The following is a 17,349-nucleotide window of genomic DNA, read 5'->3' as shown; positions in this document are numbered from 1 at the left end:
GCGCCCCCGCCCCCGGTGCCCACCCGGTAGCGTCCCCACCCGGTACCTACGACGGCATAGGCCACGCCCGACCGAGCCGCTCTGAACGCGAAGCGTTCAGGCTCTCTCATTCCGGGGGCGCCCCCGCCCCCGGTGCCCACCCGGTAGCGTCCCCACCCGGTACCTACGACGCCGCAGGCCACGCCCGCCCCCGGGCCGCTCTGAACGCGAAGCGTTCAGCCCCGGTCATTCCGGGGGCGCCCCCGCCCCCGGTGCCCACCCAGTAGCGTCCCCACCCGGTACCTGCGACGCCGCAGGCCACGCCCGCCCCGGCCATCCAGGCTCATGCATCCCGGACCCCACCCGTCCCGTCCCGCCCCGAACCCCGTCCTCGCACACGAACCCCGCCGCGGCAGGGTTCCCGTGCGAGAACTGGGTGCCAGTCCCCGGCCGGGGCCTCCTCTCGACGCCCCTGCCTCCTTCGCCGCCTCCGTCCGTGAACGGAGAGCGTCTCGTGCCGTGAGCGCCACGCTGACCGGCCACTGCCACCTCGTGGGCGTGAATCCTCTCAAATTACGAGGTCTCGACCCGCTGCGAGGCGGGCGGTGCACGCGCGCGGGGGCATCTCGGGCGCGGGCAGGGCAGCGGCGCGAAGCGCAGCTCGGCGCGGGCGGCTCCTCCCCGAACGCAGGAGCGGGGCCCGCCCCTCTCGGAACGAGCCCCGCTCGATGTGGTGCAGCCGTGTCGGCTAGTCGTTGCCCCGCAGGATCGCGAGCATGCGCAGGATCTCGACGTAGAGCCAGATCACGGTCATGACGATGCCGAAGGCGGCCGACCAGCCGTAGATGCGGGGGGCGCCGCGCTCGACGCCCGTCTTCACCTGCGTGAAGTCGAGCACCAGCGAGTAGGCCGCCATGACGACGACGAGGATGCCGATGATGAAGCCGAGCGGGATGCCGAAGATCTCGGCGCCGCGGAGGCCCCACGGGTTGGTGTTGGCGCCGAAGAGCATCAGGCCCACGTTGAGCAGCGAAAAGACGGCGTAGCCGATCATCGCGATCATGAAGACCTTGGTGGCCCGGGCCGACTCGCGCACCTTGCCGCTCTTGAAGAGCAGCAGCGTGACGACGAAGACCGAGACGGTGCCGATCAGGGCCTGGGTGACGATGCCGTCCCACTGGGCCTCGAAGATGCTCGAGATGCCGCCGACGAACAGGCCCTGCGCCGCCGAGTAGGCGAGCACGAGACCGGGCGACGGCTTCTTCTTGAAGATGTTGACGAGGGCCAGCACGAAGCCGGCGATCGCGCCCACGAAGGCCAGGGCGGGGATGAACCAGCCGACGGCCGCGCCGACGACGACCACGGCGAACGCGATCAGCGTCTTCGTGATCGTGTCTTCGTAGGTCATGCGGTCGGTCTGGTCGGGGCCGGCCGCGGGCTTCGTGTAGAGCTCCTGCAGCTGTTCGGCCGTCATGCCGTCGTAGGCGACGGTGCGGGCGTCGGCCTGCTGCTGGCGGATGACGGGCCCGCCCTTCTCCGAGAAGGCCGGCGACTGACTGAAGCCGGGATTCGAGAATGCCAAGGGGTTCCTCTTCTGATCGCGTTGTCGACGATGACGTGGTGACCCGGAGCGGTGCTGCCGGGTCGCCGCCGGGCCACGTGGCCCGGCGCGGGCTCGCTCTCGTCCACCCGTGTCGCCGTGGGGAAAGGCTAACGCGTGTCGGCCGGGCACGGGCTGGGGATCTGCCTGATGAGAGCCACATTCGCGACGGGCGAACGTGCACTGTCTGCACGGATGGGGGCGCTCGTCGGGCCCCCGGGGGCGTCGGCCGGGCGGGGGCGGTTAGCGTGGCCGACGTGACCTCCCCCGCCTCCTCGACCACCGACTCCTCGCGCGCCGCCGCGCCCCTCGTGATCGCCCACCGCGGCGCGAGCGGCTACCGCCCCGAGCACGGCGAGGCCGCCTACCGCCTGGCCGTCGAGCTCGGCGCGGACGCGATCGAGCCCGACCTCGTCGCGACGCGCGACGGCGTTCTCGTGCTCCGGCACGAGAACGAGGTCTCGGGAACGACCGACGTGGCCGACCGGCCCGAGTTCGCCGACCGCCGCACGACCAAGGAGATCGAGGACCGGGTCGTCGAGGGCTGGTTCACTGAGGACTTCACCTGGCCCGAGCTGTCGACCCTCCGGGTGCGCGAACGCCTGCCGCAGCTCCGGCCCGGCAGCGCCGCGCACGACGGGGAGGGGCGCGTGCAGCGCCTCAGCGACCTCCTCGCGATCCTCGACGGGGCCGACCGCCCGGTCGGGCTCGTGGCCGAGGTCAAGCACGCGACGTGGTTCGCCTCGATCGGGCTGCCGCTCGACGAGCTGCTCGCCGCCGAGCTCGCCGCCGCCGGCTGGACGGACGACCCGCGCCTCACCGTCGAGAGCTTCGAGCAGACGGTGCTCGGCCAGCTGCGCGAGCGGGGGGTCGGCGGCCGACAGGTCTACCTGCTCGAGAAGGCGGGCGCCGCGGCCGACCTCGTCGCCCGCGACGGCTCGGCGGCGACGCCCTACGTCGACCAGCTCGACGAGGCCTCGCTGGCGGGCTTCGCCGCGGCTGGGCTGCACGGCGTCTCGCTCGACAAGTCGACCCTGGTCGCCCCGGACGGCACGACGGAGTCGCGGGTCGTCGACCGCTCACACGCGGCGGGCCTCGAGGTCTTCACCTGGACGCTGCGCGTCGAGAACCACTTCCTCGCGAAGGCGAACCGCCAGGCCGGCGGGAAGGCCGCGACGGGCGACTACGAGTCGGAGTTCCAGGCGCTGATGGAGCTCGGCGTCGACGGGGTCTTCGCCGACCAGCCGGACCTCGCGATCGCGGTGCGCGACGGGCTCTGAGGAGGCGCCGGGCGGCCCCCTGCCCGGTGTCGGGGGCCCCGCCTAGACTGGGCCCGCCATGACGATCGTGCTCGAGCCCTCTGACGCTGCCGGCGGTTCCGGCGACCCACTGACCGCGGGGCTGAACCCCCAGCAGAAAGAAGCGGTCGAGTACCGCGGGCAGTCGCTGCTGATCGTGGCCGGTGCCGGCTCGGGCAAGACGAGCGTGCTGACCCGGCGCATCGCCGGGCTCATCGCGTCGCGCGAGGCCTGGCCGAGCCAGATCCTCGCGATCACCTTCACGAACAAGGCCGCGGCCGAGATGCGCGAGCGCGTCGGCCACCTCGTGGGCCAGGCCGGCGAGGGCATGTGGATCAGCACGTTCCACAGCGCGTGCGTGCGCATCCTCCGGCGCGAGGCCGAGCAGTTCGGCTTCACGAAGAGCTTCACCATCTACGACTCGGCAGACTCCCGCGCGCTGCTGAAGCGCATCCTGAAAGAGCTGGACGCCGACTCGCTCGGCTTCACGGTCAGCCAGGCGTCGGGCAAGATCTCGAAGCTGAAGAACGAGCTGAACGACGTCGAGACCTACTCGCGGCAGATCAACGCGGGCGACCCGCAAGACGTGATGTTCCTCGAGATCTTCCGGCAGTACACGCGCGAGCTGCAGCGGGCGAACGCGTTCGACTTCGACGACCTGATCGCGCAGACGGTCTTCCTCTTCCGGGCCTTCCCGCACGTGGCTGCGCTCTACCAGCGGCGGTTCCGGCACATCCTCGTCGACGAGTACCAAGACACGAACCACGCGCAGTACGCGCTGATCCGCGAGCTGACGCGGCCGGTCGACCCCGAGATCGTCGACGACCTCGAGCGCGGCGGTCAGTACGTGCAGTCGATGCGCGACGGCAGCGGGCGGATCCCCGGCGCCTCCCTCACCGTGGTCGGCGACTCCGACCAGTCGATCTACGCCTTCCGCGGCGCCGACATCCGCAACATCGTCGAGTTCGAGCGTGACTTCCCCCACTCGAAGGTCATCCTGCTCGAGCAGAACTACCGCTCGACCCAGAACATCCTCGACGCGGCCAACGCCGTCATCTCGAACAACTTCGACCGCCAGGCGAAGAACCTCTTCACGACGGTCGGTGCGGGCGAGAAGATCACCGGGTTCACGGGCTACACCGGGCACGACGAGGCCCAGTTCGTCGCCGACGAGATCGCCAAGCTGCGCGAGGGCGGCATGGCCTACAAAGACATGGCCGTGTTCTACCGCACCAACTCGCAGACCCGAGCTCTCGAGGAGATCTTCATCCGTTCGGCCATCCCGTACCGGGTGCTCGGCGGCACGAAGTTCTACGAGCGCGCCGAGATCAAGGACGCCATGGCGTACCTGATCACCGTCGCGAACCCGCTCGACCCGATGGCGCTGCGCCGCATCATGAACGTGCCGAAGCGCGGCATCGGGCCGGCGACCGAGACGGCGATGCAGCGCTGGGCCGACCAGCACGAGGCGCCGCTGCGCGAGGCGCTGCGCAACGCCGACCAGCTGGGTCTCGGCCCGAAGGTCACCGGGGCGATCACGGGCCTCGGCCAGCTGCTCGACGGCGTGCAGGCCACGGCCGCGACGGCGCCGGTGCACGAGATCCTCACCACGCTGATCGAGGGCAGCGGCATCATCGAGGCGCTGCGGGCGTCGCGTGACCCGCAAGACGAGGCCCGCGCCGAGAACATCGACGAGCTCGTGGCGGTGACGAAGGAGTTCCAGCGCAACAACCCCGACGGCACCCTGCTCGACTTCCTCACCGAGGTGACGCTGGTCGCCGCGGCCGACGACCTCGACGACACGAGCGGCACCGTGTCGCTGATGACGCTGCACACGGCGAAGGGCCTCGAGTACGAGGCCGTCTTCCTCACCGGCGTCGAAGAAGACCTGCTGCCGCACCGCATGTCGGCGAGCGAGCCCGGCGGCCCCGCGGAGGAGCGTCGGCTGTTCTACGTCGGCATCACGCGTGCCCGTAAGCACCTCTTCCTCTCGCTGGCGATGACGCGGGCGCAGTTCGGCGAGGTGAACGTGGCGATGCCGTCGCGGTACCTGCAAGAGATCCCGGTCGAGCTGATCGACTGGAAGCAGTCGCCCGGCATGGCCGACAGCCGAGGAGGCACGCAGCCGCGGGCGCTCAACGCGCGTCGCGAGGGCGGTGCGGGCGACCGTCTCGGCTCGTCCCCGCGCGCCAGCGGCGGCTACGGCGGCGGCAGCTACGACCGCGCGACCGCGGCGGCCAAGACCAAGCCGAAGACGGAGTGGTCGAACCGGGTCACCGGCACCGTGCGCGACAACGGCGACCTCGAGCTAGAGCAGGGCGACCGCATCTCGCACGTCGACTTCGGCGAGGGGCGTGTGATGGCCGTCACCGGTGTCGGTGCCCGGCGCATCGCCGAGGTGCTCTTCGATACGGCTGGCCGCAAGAAGCTGCTGATCAAGGTCGCGCCGATCGAGAAGATCTAGCGGTTTCCCCGCCACGCACCACGTTCTCGCACGGGAACCACGCCGCGGCGTGGTTCGGGTGCGACGACGTGGTTCGTCGTCAGGGGGCGGGGCGTGACCGCCGCAGCGTGAAGCGGTGGTGGCCCACGACGATCGTGTCGGCGGGCGTCAGCCGCGTGCCGACCCCGGGCTCGACCGTGACCGGCCCGCCGTCGGGGCGGAGGAGCGTCGTGCCGTTCGCGGAGTGGAGGTCGTCGATCACCACGGCCCCTGCGTCGTCGGCCCAGACGCGGAAGTGGGCGCGCGACAGCTGACGTGTCTCGTCCGTGACGGTGACGGACGCCGGGGGAGCTGTCACGGGGGTTAGGGCCGCCGCGGGGGCTGTCGCGGCCGTGGCGGCGGCGGTCGAGACGCCGGGTGGCGGCGCGGCGTGCCGCGGGCGCCGGCCCACGACGACGCCGTCGCGGTCGACAGGGACGCCCTCGCCGTCGGGGAGGACGAGCTCGTAGGAGCGCGGACGGAGGACCGTCACGTCGAGGTCGTCGAGGTCGTCGGGGTCGTCGAGGTCGGCGGGCGCGGGCGAGGGCACGTGCCGTCGGGGAGGGGGCACGGCGGGGCCTGGCGGGATGACGGCGGCCGCCGCGGGAACGGCTGTGACCAGACCCTCGGGAGGCGGCGGAGGCAGCGTCTGCACCCGTGACAGCAGGCCCTGGTCGCGCAGTGCAGCGACGGCCGCGGCGTCGACGACGATCGGGCCCTCGGGTGGTGACCCGCGCCTCCCCAGGCTCCTTCTTCTGGTCATTTCTCGTCCATTCTGTGGAAAGTGGTGTGACCAGTCTGTCTCATGTGGAATATTCATGGCAGTCGTCATTCCTGACGGCTCGACGAGACAGGAGAACCCATGGCCAACGTGACCGTGACCTACGACGACCTGCGCACGCAGGCGACCCACCTGCGCACCGGGCAGGCGTCGATCGAGGAGCAGCTCTCACGCCTCAAGGGGCAGATCGACGCCCTGGTGGCCTCGGGCTACGTGACCGACAGCTCCTCGAAGGCGTTCGCGACCACGTACGGCGAGTTCAGCACCGGTGCGAGCACGACCATCGCTGCCCTGGACAGCATGGCGCGGTTCCTCGAGAACGCGGCCGAGACCCTGCAGGCGGCCGACGAGCAGCTGGCCGCCAGCCTCCGCTGACCGCTGACCGCTGACCGCTGACCGCTGACCACCCCGGTGGCCGTGCCGGCGACGGCATGGCCACCTTCCTGAGGAGCACACATGACCAGAGCGACCCTGTCGTTCGACGCTGAGGCGCTGCGGCGGTTGTCCACGACCCTGAGCGGCGTCAAGACCGTCTTCGACGCTCCTGGAGCGGCGACGGTCTCGCCCGAGCACCTCGGCCATCCCCGCCTCGCGCAGCGGATCGACTCCTTCACCCGGAGCTGGGATGACACCCGGCGGGTCCTGAGCGACGAGATCGGTGGACTGAGCACGTCCGCGACGTCCATCGCTGACGGGTTCACGGCGGCGGACGAGGGCCTCGCCGCCGCGTTGCCGGACGAGGAGGCGTCCTCGTGAGGGTGGACGGCGCATTGTCCAAGGCAGGTGTCGCGGGTGACCCCGACATGGTGTCGGCCGCCGCGACGCGCTTCGGGCAGACCGCCGAACTGATCGCGTCCGCGGCTGAGGGGCTCCACCAACTCGACGTGGAGGCCGCACAGAGCGATGCGATCGAGGCGTTCCTCGCGAAGGCGGGGGAGGTCGAGACGCAGCTGCGGCAGGTGCACCGGCGGTACGTCGGCGCCTCCGACGCGCTCCGGACCTACGCGACGGCCCTGCGGCACGCGCAGGAGCAGGCCGGTCCGGCCGTTCGAGAGCACGAGGCTGCGGTCGCCGACCGCGACGCAGCCACCGTGCTCGCCGACCGCTACGAGGGCATGGCCCTCCTGGCGACGAGCGAGGAGGCGCAGCTCGACTACCAGGAGCTCGCTCGCGTGCAGCGCCTCCGCGAGGAGGAAGCATCGGGACGGGTTGTGAAGCACGGCCGTCAGGTCGACGACGCCGTCACCGACCTCGAGGCCGCCGCGACGGCGGCCATCGCCTGCTTCGACGACCTCGGCGCCGACGGCCTCGGCGACTCGTGGTGGGACGACGTCCGCGGGGCCGCAGGCACCGCCTACGACGCCTTCCGGACGTGGATGGAGGAGAACGACTGGTGGATCGACGTCATCGCCACCTGGACAGACCGTCTGGGGATGGTGCTGGGGCTGGCCGCCATGGTGTTCCCGGCCTTGGCGCCGTTCGCGGCAGCCGCGTTGGTCTTCTCGTTCGCCTTGACGGCGCTCCGCGCTGCGGCAGGCACCGCGACCCTCTTGGACCTCGGGCTCAGCGCACTCTCGTTGGCGACGATGGGCACGGGCGCGGCATTGGTCAAGGGAGCTGGTTCAGCGGTCAAGGGCGTCCAGGCGGCACGCGCGGCTGAACTCGTGCGAACGGGCGTGCCGCCCCGCCTCGCTACTGCATGGGTGAGCGCGTCGTTCTCCCGGGGAGCGCCGGGCATCGGCGACAAGATGCTCGCCCGATCGCTGGGCGACGTGGACGCGGCCCAGATCAGATCGTTCCTGCGGTCGGGACGGCCCGGCTCTGCGGCCGATGACGTCGAGACCGTGACACGGATCGTCCGCCAGCTGGACACTGCCCGCTTCCTGAACGGTCTCGGGCAAGTCAAGGCCGTCGTCGAGGAGATCGTGGAACCCACACGAGCTCAGTGGGCGGTGACGAGATCGTGAGTGCTCCCTCGCGCCGATCCGCGACCGGGCGCCGACGGGCTGCACACAGCAGAGCGACACGGCGCCCTGGTGTGACCATCTACATGGTCGCGTTCCTGGCTTGTGGTCTCTGGTATTGGGGGGTCCAGCTCTATCTCGCCAGTGTGCCCCTCGTGCTCCTGATGTCGGGCCGAGAGCAGTCACCGAGACTCGGGCTGCTGTCGGGTGCTCCGGGGGAGCCTCCCGTAGTGGGGTCGAGCCTGCCTTTCTGGATCAGCTGTGTGGTCCTGATCGTCCTGGCAGTCGAGACCGTTCGGACACCGGCGAAGTACGGCTACCCACTCGAGCCCGGGTTCGTGACCCTGTACTTGCTGTTGTCAGGTCTCTTCGCCGCGGGCTACAGCGCGATCTCTCCGAATTCCGCACGATGGCCCCGGGACAGCATCTACCCGGCTGCCGTGCTTCTCCTCGCTGCGGCCGTCGTGGGAAGCATCTGCCTCGTGCGATGGCTGCGACGCATCTCCGCGTCGAGCCCTTCGGGCACCGAGGCAGGTGACCCGACCGAGTTGTCGGCGAATGTGGGGGCTCATGTCTGAGACAGCCTCGGGTGGCCCCGTCGCCGACGCGTACGCGATGGCAGTGCCCCGGACCTTCGTTCGTGTGACGACTCCAGGGGAGATCGTCACACCTCCCGGAAGCCATCTCGAGGCAGCGCAGTGGGCTCAGTTCGAACAGATGCGCGCCCGACTGTCGGAGTCCTCGACGCAGCGTGGGATGGACGGGCTCGTCCTCGATGCATTCGTGACCGTCGGCCGGATCCCCGGTCTCGACGGCACGGCGAGCGTCCTGGTGACGCTCGTGCCCACCGCGCCCGGTGCCGGGGCCGACCTCGACCGGCTGCTCCTCGCGCGAGTCGCCCGGGGCGCCGAAGCGATGTCCGTAGGACATGAGGCAGCCGTCGCGTGGAACGGGGACCGAGACGGCACACGCGCCGAGGTCGCCGATGACCGCGTGCTCCGCCGTCGGACGGTGCTGGCACGTGTCGCGGGGAGCGACTGTCTGATGGCGTCGTTCACGCTCACCGTGGTCAGCGGCCGGGCCGTTGCTGGCCTCGGCCTCGCATCGCAGCCGCGACCGCGCCGTCCGGATGAGGAGTCCATCGAGGTGGCCGACGCGCTGGTCGAGCTCTTCGACGCGATGATGACCACCGTTCGCTGGCTCGACGACCAGGGGCGCGTCATCACCGATCGACCCACGACATGACGGGCGCACCCGCCCGCCCCTCTCGAGAAGGAACAGCCATGACGCACCACGAACTCACCTCCGACGACATCCAGCCGACGGGCGACGACGGCCTCGATCCCCGCACCGCCGACGGGTGGGAGGTGCTCGTCGAGCACGACCCCGGGCTCTGGATCGCCCTGCCCGCCCGATGGCCCCACCAGGGGCACGACACCGCCAGGTCGTGGATCGCCGCCACCGTCCGCGACGTCGTCGCCCGGACGGCGGCCCCGACCCGGGCCGGCAAGAAGTGGCTCGTCAAGGTGCTCGACCGGCTCGCGACCTGGCAGACGCCCAACGAGCTCAAGTTCATGTACCTGCCCTCGCTGAGCAGCGAGCTCAGCCTGCTCCGGATCCAGTTCGGCCTCGTCTACGGTGACCGGGAGGCGACCCTCCGCGAGCTCGTCCTCGAGAGCGACTTGCCGGGGATCGAGCCGCCCGTCCTCGAGGACGTGACCACCGACTCCCTCGGCCTCGGTGTCTACGGGCTGCGCTACGCCGAGCTGGACGGCGGCATCACGGTCACCAGCATCTTCGCGTTCCGCTCGGGGCCGTTCGACCTCCGGGTCACGTGCGACGTCGGCCCGCCCGAGTTCGTCCCCGTGAAGGTGCCGGTGGCGCGAGCCTTCGTCGACGGCATCAGCATCGTCAGGGCGACGTGAGGCTCACGGTCACCGTCCGCGACGGAGCGACGGGCGCCTCGGCCGACGTCGTGTTCGAGACCTCGCCCGACACCACGGTGGGGGAGCTCGTCGCACAGGCGGCACCGCTGGTCGGCATCCGCGCCGACGGTCCGGATGCCGCAGCTCTCGGCACCGCCGTCACGGTCGACGGCGCCCGCGTCGCCGAGAGCGTACGCATCGCCGAGGGAACGGTGCTCGAGGGCAGCGTCCTCACGATCGGCGGTCCTCCCGGCGTCGCCGCACTGCCGCCCGACCTGCCCAGCATCCGCATCGTGGGCGGCCCCGGGGCCGGGACGGTCTTCCACGTCGATCCCGGCACCGTCGTGGTCGGATCGGCGCCCGAGGCGACTGTCCGTCTCGCCGCGCGAGGAGTCGCCCCGGTCGCGGCCCTCGTGCAGCTCGACGGAGCATCGCGCTTCTCGATCACTCCCGTGGCCTGCGACGACGCCGACGTCCCGCCCGTCACCGTCGACGGCGTGCCGCTGACGACGACGGTGGCGCTCACGCCGTCGTCGGTGGTCGAGCTGGGGGAGGTGCTGCTGGGCGTCGCGGACGCCGGGACGGCCTCCGCCGCGATCGGCCTCGCCGAGGGCGGAGGGCGACTGGAGCACGCACGCCCACCGCGACTCCTGCCCGAGCCCCCCACGACCGCCTTCCGGTACCCGGCGCAGCCGCAGGCGCCCCCTCGGCGCCCCCTGCCGATCGTCGCCGCCGCCGCCCCGCTCGTCATGGGCGGCGTCATGGTGCTGGTGCTCGACAACCCGACCTTCCTCGTCTTCGGCCTGCTCTCGCCGGTGATCCTCGTCGGCAACTACCTGTACGACCGGCGCAACGGCCGGGTGACGCACCGCGAGGCCCTCGCGTCGCACGCGGCCACCCGCCAGGCGGTGGCCGCCGACGCCGCGGAGGCGGTCGTGCGTCGGCAGGACGAGCTGCGGTCCAGCTGCCCGGACGCCGCGACGCTCCTCGACCTGGCCGTCCGGCGTCGCGCCCGGCTCTGGGAACGGCGCCGGGACGACCCCGACCACCTGACCGTGCGGATCGGCGTCGCCGACCTGCCCTCCGGCGTCACCCTCGACGACCCTGACCTGCTGGAGCACCGACGCACCGTCGCCAGCCCCGCGCGGGCCGTGCCCGTCACCGTCGCGCTCGCCGACCGGGGCGTCGTGGGGCTGCACGGGCGCACGCCCGAACGTCGCGCGCTCGCCGCGTGGATGGTGGCCCAGCTCTGCGTCCTCCAGAGCCCTCGAGACCTCGCGGTCGTCGTGCTGACGGACCGCGACGCCGAGGCGCACTGGGGCTGGCTCGCCTGGGTGCCCCACGCCCGCCCCGACGAGGGAGCCGCGGACAGCCGCGTCCGCCTCGGCAACGACTCCGAGTCCGTCGCCCGGAGGCTCACCGAGCTGGCCGCCGTCGTCGACGCGCGACAGCGGGCTCGCCGGGAGTCGAGCGGCGCCGTGCTCGACGCCCCCGACGTGCTCGTCGTCGTCGACGGGTCACGCCGGCTCCGGGCGCTGCCGGGCCTCGTCACGGTGCTCCGCGACGGACCGGGCGTCGGGGTCGTCGCCCTCTGCCTCGACGCCGACCGACGGTCACTGCCCGAGGAGTGCGTCACGGTCGTGCAGGCCGGGCGCAGCGCCCACGAGCTCTCCGCCCACCGCGAGGCCGACGTCCAGCACGTGCGGGTCGACGCCCTGCCCGTCGGCTGGCACGACTCCGTCGCGCGGGCGCTCGCCCCCGTCGTCGACGTCGACGACGGGGGCGACACCGGCGGACTGCCGACGTCCTCCCGCCTCCTCGACGTCCTCGGCCTCGACCGCCCGAGCGGCAGGGCCGTCCTCGCGCGGTGGGCCGAGAGAGCGCCGACCACCGAGGTGCTGCTCGGGGAGGGCGTCGACGGTCCCTTCTCGATCGACCTGAGGCGGGACGGCCCCCACGCCCTGGTGGCCGGCACGACGGGCTCGGGCAAGTCCGAGCTGCTGCAGAGCGTCGTCGCCTCGCTCGCCGCGTCCAACGCCCCCGACTCCATGACCTTCGTGCTCGTGGACTACAAGGGCGGTGCCGCCTTCCGCGACTGCGGCCCGCTGCCCCACGCCGTGGGCATGGTCACCGATCTCGATCCGCACCTCGTCCAGCGGGCGCTGACGAGCCTGGGTGCCGAGCTCCACCGTCGTGAGCAGCTGCTCGCGCTCGCCGAGGCCAAGGACCTGGAGGACTACGAGGAGGCGCGTCGCTGGTCCGAGGGCGGGACGCTGCCGACCCTGCCCCGCCTCCTCATCGTCATCGACGAGTTCGCGAGCCTCGCCCGGGAGCTGCCCGACTTCGTCACCGGGCTGGTGAACGTCGCCCAGCGGGGGCGCTCCCTCGGCATCCACCTCGTGCTCGCGACGCAGCGACCGTCGGGAGTGGTGTCGTCCGAGATCAGGGCCAACACCAACCTGCGCATCGCCCTGCGCGTCACGGACGCCGGCGAGAGCACCGACGTCATCGACGCCGCCGACGCCTCCCGCATCCCCCGGTCCGCACCGGGGCGCGCCCTGGTGCGCCTCGGCGCGGGGGCGCTCGTGCCGTTCCAGGCCGGGCGTGTCGGCGGCCGCGCCGAGCGCGAGTCCCGACCGGACGGCACCTGGTCTGCCCGGCTGTCGTGGGACGGGGCGGCCGGGCCGGAGCCCCGTCCGCCCGCGACCGCCGCCGTCGAGGACCACGAGACGACCGACCTGGTCCAGTTCGTCGCCGCCGTGGTGGAGGCCGAGGCGCTCCGCGGCGGAGAGCGGCCGCACCGGCCCTGGCTGGACGCGCTGCCCGCCCTCGTCGAGCTGGAGCACCTCGTCGGTGCCGAGGCCGGAGGCGGCGGACCACCGCGCACCCTGCCGCCCCTGCCCTTCGGGCTGGAGGACCACCCTCGGGAACAGGCCCGGCGGACAGCAGCACTCGACCTCGACGTCGACGGGCACCTGTTCGTCGCGGGCGCCGCCCGGAGCGGGAGGTCGCAGGTGCTGCGGACCCTGGCGGCGTCGATCATCCGCCACACCTCGAGCGCCGACGTGCACCTCTACGGCATCGACTGCGGCAGCGGGGCGCTGCTCCCGCTCGCGTCGGCGCCGCACACCGGCGCCGTCGTGCGCCGCACGGAGGTCGAGCGGGCGCGCCGCCTGCTGGCACGCCTCGTGGAGGAGACGCTCCGGCGGCAGACGGTGCTCGCCGCCGGCAGCTGGGCCAGCGTCACGGAGCAGCGCCGGGCCGCCCCGGAGGAGGACCGCCTGCCCCACGTCGTGCTGATGATCGACCCCTGGGAGGGCTTCGTCGCCAGCCTCGGCGACCTCGAGCTCGGCGAACCGGTGGAGCTCGTCACGCTCCTGCTGCGCGAGGGGGCGGCCGTCGGCGTGCACCTCGTCGTGACGGGGGACCGGCTCCTCGTCAGCGGCAGGATGGCGACGCTCGTCGAGCGCAAGCTCGTCCTGCGCATGGCCGACCGCGCCGACTACGGCCTCGCAGGCCTCGACCCCAGGTCGATGCCCGACGAGCCCGGCCCCGGGCGCGGAGCGGACACCGTCAGCGGCGCGGAGACCCAGGTGGCGGTGGTCGGTGCCGACCCCTCGGGCAGCGCCCAGGCCGAGGCCCTCCGCGAGGCGGCGGGCGAGGCCGTCCGCCGTGACCTCGCCGTGCCGCCCGGCCGCAGGCCGTTCCGGCTCGACCGGCTGGACGGCGACCTGACCTTCGACGGCGCGTGGTCACGTCACGATCCCGCTGCCCTCGGCAGCGCCTTCGCGATGGTGGGGATCGGCGGCGACGACCTCGTGCCGGTCGGCCCGCGCCTCGCCGACGCTCCGGGCACGTTCGTCGTCGGCGGCCCGCCACGGAGCGGACGCAGCACCGTCCTGGTCAGCATGGTGCGGTCCCTCCTCGCCCAGGGGCTCGAGGTGGTCGTCGTCACACCGCGGTCGTCACCGCTCCGGAGCCTGGACGGGCTGCCCGGGGTGGTGGCCGTGCTGCGTGGCCCCGACCTCCGCTCCGACGAGCTGGACGCCGTCCTCGGCGACGAGGCACCGGAAGGGCGGGTGCTGGTCGTCGACGACGCCGAGCTCGTCAAGGACGCCCCGGCGGCGGCGTGGCTCGCCGACTTCGTGCGCTCGTGCGCCGACGGGCCCGGTGCCCTGGTGGCCGCGGGGTCGGCCGCGGACCTCGGCGTCGGCTTCATGGGCTGGCACGCCGACCTCCGCCGGAACCGCTGCGGCGCCGTGCTCAGCCCGAGGATGACCTCGGACGGGGAGCTCGTCGGGGCACAGCTGGCCCGCAGCGCCACGTCAGCTCGCCCCCGACCGGGGCGGGCCCACGTGCACCTCGGCGACGGCGTCACCGTGCCCGTGACGGTGCCCCGCGGCTGACGTTCCCGGGCGGAGCGGCCAGGCCTGGGCCCGCAGACCCGCCGACCCGCGGGTGCGCCGTGAGGACGTCAGGGGGCGCTCGACACCGGCAGCTCCTCGGCGGTGTCTCCGTGGCCACGTCGGCGACGACGGACGTGGAGCGCCACGGAGGCCACGAGCATCACGGCCCCGGCCAGCGTCACGCCCAGCGCCGCCGCACCCGCCTGCAGGCTGCCGTCCGCCCCGGTGAACGCCAGCCCCGCCGGTGCCGTCGCCGGCGCGGGCGTCTCGGCGGGGAGCTCGGGGGCCTCGGGGGCCACCACGCTGAACGACTCCGCGAGGTGCACGGTCGTGTCGGCGAACGCGGGCACCACCTGGACGCCGTCGGCGTCAGGCACGGAGCCCTCCGACGTGAACAGGAACACGTAGTGGCCCTCGCGCTCCACCGGGAGGCACGGCGACTCGTAGGTGCCGTCGCCGCTCACCGTGGTGCTGGCCCGGCCGGCGAGCAGGGCCTCGTCGATCTCCGCGATCGGGCCGAGGTCGTGACCGGCGGCGAGGGCCTCGGGGAAGGGACCGACGAGGACGGTGTCGACCCGCGCCTCCGGCGCCTGGCCGTTCCACTCGGTGACGGTCAGCTCGTCGCTGACGCAAGCGCCGGGCTCGACCTGGTCGGCCCCCACGACGGTGGTGGAGACCTCGGGCGCCCACGGGACGAAGGTCGTCTCGGAGGCGGTGCCGAAGGGAGAGCGCCAGCCCTGCACGCGGTCCCGGCCCGCGTCGACCGGGGTGTCGGAGGGGTCGATCGTCTCCACCCACGTGAACCAGCCGCCGCTCGGCAGCTCGCAGCCCGGCGTCGTGTAGGTGCCGGGGCCCTCGTCGACGACGACGCTCACGTCGCAGACGACGGGCGCGTCGGAGGGCCAGTCGTCGGCGCGCGCGACGGGCTCCCGGAAGGGGCCGAGGAGGCGGCTGCGCACGGTGACGGGGACGGGCTGCCACGTGCCCGCGACGTCGTGGCGGCCCCACTCCGAGAGGAGCCCCTCGCCCGGCAGCACGTCGACGGTGAGCTGGTCGGTGACCGTCGTGCCGGGCTCGGCGACGACGTCGCTGGTGCGGGTCTCTACCCGGGGGCGGAAGGGCAGCGGCGAGAGGGCCTCGGCGCTCGCCGCGCCCGAGGCCTCGACGCTGGTGCCGCCGGAGAAGAGGATGCGCTGCGAGCCGGCCGGGCTCGTTCCGGCCGTGACGATGCGCCCGTAGGGCAGCCCGTCGAAGCGCGTGTCGGCCGACACCTCGACCTGGGCGAGGTCGCCGGTCGCGCGGAAGTCGAGGTCGACGCCGTTCTGCACGACCGCCGTCGTCGAGCCGTCGGCGAACGCCCCGCCCGTGAGGGCGACGGTGCCGTCGTGCTGCGGCGTGAGCAGCTCGGGCCCGCCGCCGACCCGGTCGACGGTCAGGTCGGAGCGGAGGGTGCCCGTGCCGTCGTCGCGGAGCTCGACGGAGGTCGACGCCGTGACGGAGGTCGACGCTGCGGCCGTCGCCTCGGCCAGCATCTCGTTGGCCCGGTCGAGCACGATCGGCCAGCGCTCGTTGGCGCGCCCCGCGTAGTACCGCTGGGTGTGCCCGTTCAGCCCCGTGATCGTCCACACCGCGAGCTGCCCCGCAGCGGCCGTGTCGGCGTCGGTGGTGTCGCCCCAGGTGCGGGCGATGTAGGCCAGGCGAGCGTGGTCGGCGGTCGAGACGCCGACCACCTCCGTGCCGGTCTCCGTGTCGTAGTGGTTGCCGACGGGCGACGACTTGCCGGCCTCGAGGCAGAAGGCCTGACGCCCGTCGTCGAGTCGGTAGGTGCCGAGGTACGAGACGCCGTCGCCGCGCCAGAGGTGGCCGGTGCCGAGGCCCGCGCCCGTGACGGCCGTGGCGGGCGCCGCGAGCCAGAGCGGCCCGGCCACGAGGGCGAGGACGATCAGGAGGGCCGTGAGGAGAGCAGGACGAGGTGGCCTGGGAGGGCGGTGCGATGAGGTCATGAGATGACCCTGGCGAAGGTGTCGCGGCGGATGAGGGACGACCTTTTCTTCCTGTGGACGACGAGGCGGGGGGCGTCGCGGGGGAGGACGGGCCCTACCCGTCGACGCTGTCTCGATCGCGACGCGGGCCCAGTTCGGCGAGGTGAACGTGGCGATGCCGTCGCGGTACCTGCAAGAGATCCCGGTCGAGCTGATCGACTGGAAGCAGTCGCCCGGCATGGCCGACAGCCGAGGAGGCACGCAGCCGCGGGCGCTCAACGCGCGTCGCGAGGGCGGTGCGGGCGACCGTCTCGGCTCGTCCCCGCGCGCCAGCGGCGGCTACGGCGGCGGCAGCTACGACCGCGCGACCGCGGCGGCCAAGACCAAGCCGAAGACGGAGTGGTCGAACCGGGTCACCGGCACCGTGCGCGACAACGGCGACCTCGAGCTCGAGCAGGGTGACCGCATCTCGCACGTCGACTTCGGTGAGGGGCGCGTCATGGCCGTCACCGGCGTCGGTGCCCGCCGCATCGCCGAGGTGCTGTTCGACACGGCCGGCCGCAAGAAGCTGCTGATGAAGGTCGCGCCGATCGAGAAGTTGGTCTAGCGATGACAGACAACCGCGAAATGGATGAAAGCCCTCTCGTGGGTGTGCGCCGGACACCTAGCGGGGTTCCACTCATGGCTGCGCCCTCCGACGAAGATCTGCATTTCGTCGACGACGTCGAGCCCCTTCACGTGCAGTGGACCACGAGCTGATGCCTCGACCAGGTCTTCGGCCACATGGCTGTAGCTTGCGGCTAGAGGGATCCTGTCTAGGGGCGCGCCTGGGTCTGCAAGCTTGGCTATGCGGCAGAGCGCGCTGGTCGAGTAGAGGCCGTTTGTCGAACCGTTCGCTAGGCAGCCGAGTCTCGCCGGCGACGGCTTCGTTC

General features: G+C 72.6%; 11 protein-coding genes and 1 pseudogene. 9 read left to right on the top strand and 3 right to left on the bottom strand.

Features of this window, described 5'->3' with window-relative positions; translation table 11 throughout:
• Positions 1–727: 727 nt before the first annotated feature.
• Positions 728–1,561: a Bax inhibitor-1/YccA family protein gene (locus IFT72_RS10390; RefSeq protein ID WP_056057249.1), complete on the bottom strand. Its 834-nt coding sequence runs from the start codon at positions 1,559–1,561 to the stop codon at positions 728–730.
• A gap of 275 nt (positions 1,562–1,836) precedes the next feature.
• Between IFT72_RS10390 and IFT72_RS10385 the strand changes: the two genes are divergently transcribed.
• Positions 1,837–2,859, top strand: a complete 1,023-nt coding sequence (locus tag IFT72_RS10385) for a glycerophosphodiester phosphodiesterase family protein (protein ID WP_371741249.1) — start codon at positions 1,837–1,839, stop codon at positions 2,857–2,859.
• A 58-nt stretch (positions 2,860–2,917) separates the two neighbouring features.
• Positions 2,918–5,341 carry an ATP-dependent helicase gene (locus IFT72_RS10380; RefSeq protein WP_192046332.1) on the top strand — a complete coding sequence of 808 codons (2,424 nt, stop codon included), beginning with the start codon at positions 2,918–2,920 and terminating at the stop codon, positions 5,339–5,341.
• 79 nt (positions 5,342–5,420) lie between these two features.
• Here the strand turns inward: IFT72_RS10380 and IFT72_RS10375 are convergent, their stop codons facing one another.
• Positions 5,421–6,122, bottom strand: a complete 702-nt coding sequence (locus IFT72_RS10375; protein ID WP_192046331.1) for an FHA domain-containing protein — start codon at positions 6,120–6,122, stop codon at positions 5,421–5,423.
• Between the two features lie 99 nt (positions 6,123–6,221).
• Here IFT72_RS10375 and IFT72_RS10370 point away from each other — a divergent pair, with 99 nt between their 5' ends.
• The 6 genes from IFT72_RS10370 (at position 6,222) to IFT72_RS10345 (ending at position 14,435) form a co-directional block, all read left to right on the top strand.
• A complete protein-coding gene (locus IFT72_RS10370) occupies positions 6,222–6,515 on the top strand; it encodes a WXG100 family type VII secretion target (RefSeq protein ID WP_192046330.1) in 294 nt (97 codons plus the stop codon).
• A gap of 81 nt (positions 6,516–6,596) precedes the next feature.
• Positions 6,597–6,896, top strand: coding sequence for a hypothetical protein (locus IFT72_RS10365; protein ID WP_192046329.1), 300 nt, complete (start codon positions 6,597–6,599; stop codon positions 6,894–6,896).
• Positions 6,893–8,107, top strand: a complete 1,215-nt coding sequence (locus tag IFT72_RS10360; RefSeq protein WP_192046328.1) for a hypothetical protein — start codon at positions 6,893–6,895, stop codon at positions 8,105–8,107. The genes IFT72_RS10365 and IFT72_RS10360 overlap by 4 nt, the downstream gene beginning before the upstream one ends.
• A 567-nt stretch (positions 8,108–8,674) precedes the next feature.
• On the top strand, positions 8,675–9,349 hold the full coding sequence (locus tag IFT72_RS10355) for a hypothetical protein (protein ID WP_192046327.1): 675 nt from the start codon (positions 8,675–8,677) through the stop codon (positions 9,347–9,349).
• 38 nt (positions 9,350–9,387) lie between these two features.
• Positions 9,388–10,029, top strand: coding sequence for a hypothetical protein (locus tag IFT72_RS10350; protein WP_192046326.1), 642 nt, complete (start codon positions 9,388–9,390; stop codon positions 10,027–10,029).
• Positions 10,026–14,435: an FtsK/SpoIIIE domain-containing protein gene (locus IFT72_RS10345; RefSeq protein ID WP_192046325.1), complete on the top strand. Its 4,410-nt coding sequence runs from the start codon at positions 10,026–10,028 to the stop codon at positions 14,433–14,435. Before IFT72_RS10350 ends, IFT72_RS10345 begins: the two co-directional genes overlap by 4 nt.
• Before the next feature lie 68 nt (positions 14,436–14,503).
• On the opposite strand, the gene IFT72_RS10340 is transcribed toward IFT72_RS10345, so the two are convergent.
• Positions 14,504–16,438: a hypothetical protein gene (locus IFT72_RS10340; RefSeq protein WP_192046324.1), complete on the bottom strand. Its 1,935-nt coding sequence runs from the start codon at positions 16,436–16,438 to the stop codon at positions 14,504–14,506.
• A gap of 121 nt (positions 16,439–16,559) precedes the next feature.
• Here IFT72_RS10340 and IFT72_RS10335 point away from each other — a divergent pair.
• Positions 16,560–17,024 (top strand): annotated as a pseudogene (locus IFT72_RS10335) (ATP-dependent DNA helicase PcrA); the annotation flags it as partial.
• Between the last annotated feature and the right edge of the window lie 325 nt (positions 17,025–17,349).

The organism is Frigoribacterium sp. CFBP 8754 (assembly GCF_014841815.1).
Taxonomy (GTDB): Bacteria; Actinomycetota; Actinomycetes; order Actinomycetales; family Microbacteriaceae; genus Frigoribacterium; species Frigoribacterium endophyticum.
Note: the sequence above shows the minus strand (reverse complement) of the source record. Positions and strands in the feature narration are given on the sequence as shown.

Coding starts and splice junctions, on each gene's coding strand:
- IFT72_RS10380 (WP_192046332.1), top strand. CDS start 2,918: ATGACGATCGTGCTCGAGCCCTCTGACGCTGCCGGCGGTTCCGGCGAC.
- IFT72_RS10365 (WP_192046329.1), top strand. CDS start 6,597: ATGACCAGAGCGACCCTGTCGTTCGACGCTGAGGCGCTGCGGCGGTTG.
- IFT72_RS10350 (WP_192046326.1), top strand. CDS start 9,388: ATGACGCACCACGAACTCACCTCCGACGACATCCAGCCGACGGGCGAC.
- IFT72_RS10355 (WP_192046327.1), top strand. CDS start 8,675: ATGTCTGAGACAGCCTCGGGTGGCCCCGTCGCCGACGCGTACGCGATG.
- IFT72_RS10340 (WP_192046324.1), bottom strand. CDS start 16,438: ATGACCTCATCGCACCGCCCTCCCAGGCCACCTCGTCCTGCTCTCCTC.
- IFT72_RS10370 (WP_192046330.1), top strand. CDS start 6,222: ATGGCCAACGTGACCGTGACCTACGACGACCTGCGCACGCAGGCGACC.
- IFT72_RS10375 (WP_192046331.1), bottom strand. CDS start 6,122: ATGACCAGAAGAAGGAGCCTGGGGAGGCGCGGGTCACCACCCGAGGGC.